The sequence below is a fragment of the Haemophilus sp. C1 genome, assembly GCF_001276515.1.
Taxonomy (GTDB): Bacteria; Pseudomonadota; Gammaproteobacteria; order Enterobacterales; family Pasteurellaceae; genus Haemophilus.
Genome location: NZ_LDVZ01000044.1, coordinates 1 through 5283, shown reverse-complemented (window position 1 = coordinate 5283; position 5283 = coordinate 1). Strand labels below are relative to the sequence as shown.

General features: G+C 39.0%; 4 protein-coding genes. 3 read left to right on the top strand and 1 reads right to left on the bottom strand.

Features of this window, described 5'->3' with window-relative positions; translation table 11 throughout:
- Positions 1-170: 170 nt before the first annotated feature.
- Complete coding sequence (gene birA, locus ABW51_RS09330; protein WP_053466528.1) at positions 171-1076, bottom strand: bifunctional biotin--[acetyl-CoA-carboxylase] ligase/biotin operon repressor BirA; 906 nt, start codon at positions 1074-1076, stop codon at positions 171-173.
- Between the two features lie 129 nt (positions 1077-1205).
- Here birA and guaB point away from each other — a divergent pair, with 129 nt between their 5' ends.
- The 3 genes from guaB to guaA all read left to right on the top strand — a co-directional run bounded on the left by guaB (position 1206) and on the right by guaA (position 5150).
- A complete protein-coding gene (gene guaB, locus ABW51_RS09325) occupies positions 1206-2672 on the top strand; it encodes an IMP dehydrogenase (RefSeq protein ID WP_053466527.1) in 1467 nt (488 codons plus the stop codon).
- Positions 2673-2762: 90 nt separating this feature from the next.
- Positions 2763-3164, top strand: a complete 402-nt coding sequence (locus ABW51_RS10175) for a hypothetical protein (protein WP_053466526.1) — start codon at positions 2763-2765, stop codon at positions 3162-3164.
- Between the two features lie 414 nt (positions 3165-3578).
- On the top strand, positions 3579-5150 hold the full coding sequence (gene guaA / locus ABW51_RS09315) for a glutamine-hydrolyzing GMP synthase (protein WP_053466525.1): 1572 nt from the start codon (positions 3579-3581) through the stop codon (positions 5148-5150).
- Positions 5151-5283: the final 133 nt, after the last annotated feature.

The window sequence follows — 5283 nt, the reverse complement described above, 5'->3', positions numbered from 1 at the left end:
GGAAACTTAAATACTTCACAACAGTGCGTCGTTGTGTGCGGTGCATTATAGGGATTTTCAAATCCCTTGCAAGTACTTTTTATAAAAATATTTAAAAAAATAATCTTTTGATGGAAATATAAACATTTTATCAAAAATGTGCGGTTAGAATAGTCAAACTTTTATTGCTATTATTTCTTACGTAATGAAACTTCTCCACCATTAAACATCTGAATTTTATTGCCACATAATACTTTTAGATAACCGCGTTCATCTATGCCTTGTTCAATACCTGAAATAACACCTTGTTCAGTCAGCACATTTACTTCATTATTTGAAAACGCATTATATGATTGCCATGCTTGCTGAAATTCAGCATTAATACCATTTTTCTCAAAGATATTTAAACGTGTATATAAATGTTGTATGAGTTTTGGTAATAAAGTTTGTCGCTCTACATCATGATCAATTTCACACACTTCCGCATAAGGCTGACTAATTTCTGTTTGTTTTGGCAACGACACATTAATACCTACGCCAATCACTAAATTAAGCATACCATTTTTGTGACTAGCGATTTCAACCAAAATTCCGCCTAACTTTCTTCCATCAAACAAAATGTCATTTGGCCATTTCACTTGCACGTTTAACACTTCAGCAATCGCCAAACCGATGACCAAACTCAGGCCTTCGATAGATTTTCTCGGATCAAACGTCCAATAAAAACTAAACATTATTTGCCCGGCAAAAGGCGATAGCCATTGACGTCCACGTCGACCGCGTCCTGCAGTTTGATATTCAGCCACACAAAGATCACCTTTTTTTAAGGAAGGAATATTTTGTAGTATCCATTCATTTGTAGAGGAAATAATCGGCTGATAATGAATACTATAAGGAAAAAGTGCGGTTGAAATTTGCTGAGGGTTTAATAAAGGAAGACTAGGCACTAAGCAATAATTTTGGCCATTAACGACAATTTCCAAGCCTAGCTCACGTAATTGTTTAATATCCTCTTCAATATCCGGAGAAAACTTTTCCAATTCAAACCGCACTTTCGGCTGACAGTCAGCTAAATATGTCAATAAAGCGAAATTCATCATTTATTCCTTGTAGCAAACGGAGCGAAAATCATAGCACAAATCTCAAAATTTCGTTTTCAAAATCAAGTAAAATCTGTATAATCCCGTCGCAATATTTTTTAACCTCAACTTAGCGAGAATATTGCAATGTCATTACGCATTAAACAAGAAGCCCTTACTTTTGACGATGTTCTACTCGTCCCTGCACATTCTACCGTTCTTCCAAACACTGCCAACCTTTCCACTCAACTCACTAAAGAAATTCGCTTAAATATCCCAATGCTTTCTGCGGCGATGGATACCGTAACTGAAACCAAATTGGCAATCTCTTTAGCACAAGAAGGCGGTATCGGTTTTATCCACAAAAATATGACGATCGAACGCCAAGCCGATCGCGTGCGTAAAGTAAAAAAATTCGAAAGTGGTATTGTTTCTGAACCTGTTACTGTTTCTCCAGATTTAACCCTTGCAACACTAGCTGAAATAGTGAAGAAAAACGGCTTCGCAGGCTATCCTGTTGTAGATAGTGAAAATAACCTAATTGGTATCATTACTGGACGCGACACCCGTTTCGTAAAAGATTTGAGTAAAACTGTTTCACAAGTAATGACGAAAAAAGAAGACTTGGTGACAGTAAAAGAAGGGGCGAGTCGCGAAGAAATTTTGGAATTAATGCATCAACACCGTGTTGAAAAAGTATTAGTAGTAAATAATAGTTTCAAACTTAAAGGTATGATTACCGTTAAAGACTTCCAAAAAGCAGAACAAAAACCAAATGCATGTAAAGATGAATTCGGTCGTTTACGCGTGGGTGCGGCTGTAGGTGCAGGCCCAGGTAACGAAGAACGTATTGATGCATTAGTAAAAGCTGGCGTAGATGTATTGTTAATCGATTCTTCTCACGGTCATTCCGAAGGTGTATTACAGCGTGTTCGTGAAACTCGTGCAAAATATCCAAACTTGCCTATCGTGGCCGGTAACGTAGCAACGGCTGAAGGTGCTATCGCACTTGCAGACGCAGGCGCAAGCGCAGTGAAAGTAGGTATCGGCCCTGGTTCAATTTGTACAACTCGTATCGTAACTGGTGTAGGTGTTCCACAAATCACTGCTATCGCAGATGCAGCAGCTGCATTAAAAGATCGTGGTATTCCAGTTATCGCCGACGGTGGTATCCGCTTCTCTGGCGATATTGCAAAAGCCATCGCTGCAGGTGCAAGCTGTGTAATGGTTGGCTCAATGTTTGCTGGTACTGAAGAAGCACCAGGCGAAATCGAACTTTATCAAGGTCGTGCATTTAAATCTTACCGTGGTATGGGTTCATTAGGTGCTATGGCGAAAGGTTCATCAGACCGATATTTCCAATCAGATAACGCGGCAGATAAACTCGTACCAGAAGGTATCGAAGGCCGTATTCCATATAAAGGTTACTTAAAAGAAATCATCCACCAACAAATGGGTGGCTTACGTTCTTGCATGGGTTTAACTGGCTGTGCAACTATTGATGAACTACGCACCAAAGCAGAATTTGTTCGCATCAGTGGGGCAGGTATTAAAGAAAGCCACGTTCACGATGTTGCTATTACTAAAGAAGCACCAAACTATCGTATGGGCTAATCCGTAGGGTGGGACTTATCCCACCTTCTATGGTTTAAAATTGAGTAAAATCTAAAAACTTAAAAAATCTAGCATTTGATGAAGTAGAATATGCAAAACCAGGTTCCTAAAGAAGATTATTTAATGTCCAAATTTTTAGAGACATTGCCACCCAATAATCGGGTTAAAATTTTAAATTTAAAAGCAGAGAGTTTTTTAGAAACACCAACTCTACAGCTACATTGCGATAACTGTAATGGCGTTCGCAATTTTAATACACAAGACTCCGCCTATTTACATTATAGTTATATAGAAAAAACCTATCTAATATATAAATGCTCTAATTGCAAAGAACAAATCAAAATATACTCATTATTAATTTTCCCCAAAGAAGGGATGATTTATAAATTAGGTGAATATCCTACTTTTGGTCCACCAACTCCAGCAAAGCTAATTAATTTATTAGGTGCTGAAAGGGAAACATTTTTAAAAGGGCGACGCTGTGAAAACTAAGGTTTAGGTATTGCAGCTTTTGCGTACTATCGACGAGTTGTAGAAAATCAAAAAGATAAAATTATTGGAGAAATAATTAAAGTTTCCAAAAAATTAAATGTTGGTAATGTACAACTTGAGAAATTAAATTCAGCTCTCTCTGAGAATCAATTCACTAATGCAATTAACCTTGCTAAGGATTATCTACCTGAAAGTTTACTTATTAATGGACAAAATCCACTATTACTGCTTTATCGAGCATTAAGTGAAGGAGTCCATAATCTTTCCGATGAAAAATGCTTAGAGTTAGCTCAAGATATTCGAATAGTTTTGGGGGCTTTAGCGGATAGGCTATCTCAAGCGCTAAAAGATGATGCAGAGTTAATAAATGCTATTTCTAGATTAACAAAAATTAATTCGTAAAAGAGAAACAAAATGAACAACATCCATAATCACAAAATCCTAATCCTCGACTTTGGTTCACAATATACCCAACTTATTGCACGTCGTGTGCGTGAAATCGGTGTGTACTGTGAGCTTTGGGCATGGGACGTAACGGAAGAACAAATCCGTGAATTTAATCCAACGGGGATTATTCTTTCAGGCGGTCCTGAAAGTACTACTGAAGAAAATAGTCCGCGTGCACCAGAATATGTATTCCATGCTGGTGTGCCGATATTAGGTATTTGCTACGGCATGCAAACCATGGCGATGCAACTTGGTGGCTTAACAGAAACCTCTGATCATCGTGAATTTGGCTATGCTTCTGTAGCATTAGAAAATGCCACCGCACTTTTCGCAAATCTTAATAATAATTTGACCGCTTGCGAACCGAAATTAGACGTTTGGATGAGCCACGGCGATAAAGTAACGCGCTTACCAGAAAACTTCAAAGTAACTGGCACCACGCCAACCTGCCCAATTGCGGCAATGTCAGATGAAGATCGTCGTTTCTACGGCGTACAATTCCACCCTGAAGTAACACATACTAAAAAAGGTTTAGAATTATTAACCAACTTTGTAGTGAACATCTGTGGCTGCGAAACTAAATGGACAGCTGAAAACATCATTGAAGATGCCGTTGCTCGCATTAAAGAGCAAGTGGGCGATGATGAGGTTATTTTAGGTTTATCTGGTGGTGTGGACTCTTCTGTGGTTGCATTACTTTTACATCGCGCTATCGGCAAAAACTTACACTGCGTATTCGTGGATAACGGTTTACTCCGATTACACGAAGGCGACCAAGTCATGGAAATGTTCGGTGATAAATTCGGCTTGAACATTACCCGTGTTGATGCAGAAAGCCGTTTCTTAGGCGAACTTGCAGGCGTATCAGATCCTGAAGCAAAACGTAAAATTATCGGTAAAGTATTCGTAGATGTATTCGATGATGAATCGAAAAAACTTACTAATGTGAAATGGTTGGCACAAGGCACGATCTACCCTGACGTGATCGAATCTGCCGCAAGCAAAACCGGTAAAGCACATGTGATTAAATCACACCACAACGTAGGTGGCTTACCAGATTATATAAAACTTGGCTTAGTGGAACCATTACGCGAATTGTTCAAAGACGAAGTGCGTAAAATCGGTTTAGCATTAGGCTTACCGGCTGAAATGATCAACCGCCACCCATTCCCAGGCCCAGGTTTAGGCGTGCGTGTATTAGGCGAAGTGAAAAAAGAATACTGCGATTTATTACGTCGTGCGGATGCAATCTTTATCGAAGAATTGCGCAATAGCGGTTGGTATGAAAAAACCAGCCAAGCCTTCAGCGTATTCTTACCAGTAAAATCTGTAGGTGTAATGGGAGATGGCCGTAAATACGATTGGGTTATTTCCCTACGCGCAGTAGAAACCATCGACTTTATGACCGCACATTGGGCACATTTGCCTTACGATTTATTAGGCAAAGTATCTAACCGTATCATCAACGAAGTGAATGGCATTTCCCGCGTCGTATATGACATTAGCGGAAAACCCCCAGCAACTATCGAGTGGGAATAAAAAATCACTTTTTCAGATACTTTCTAATTATTTCAGTAACTTTAATAAGTGATCTGCCCCCCAAAAGTTGGACAGTTAGTTAACTTAAATATTGAGCTCGGTATTGTACTGGGCTCAATCCTTTTAAACCAAG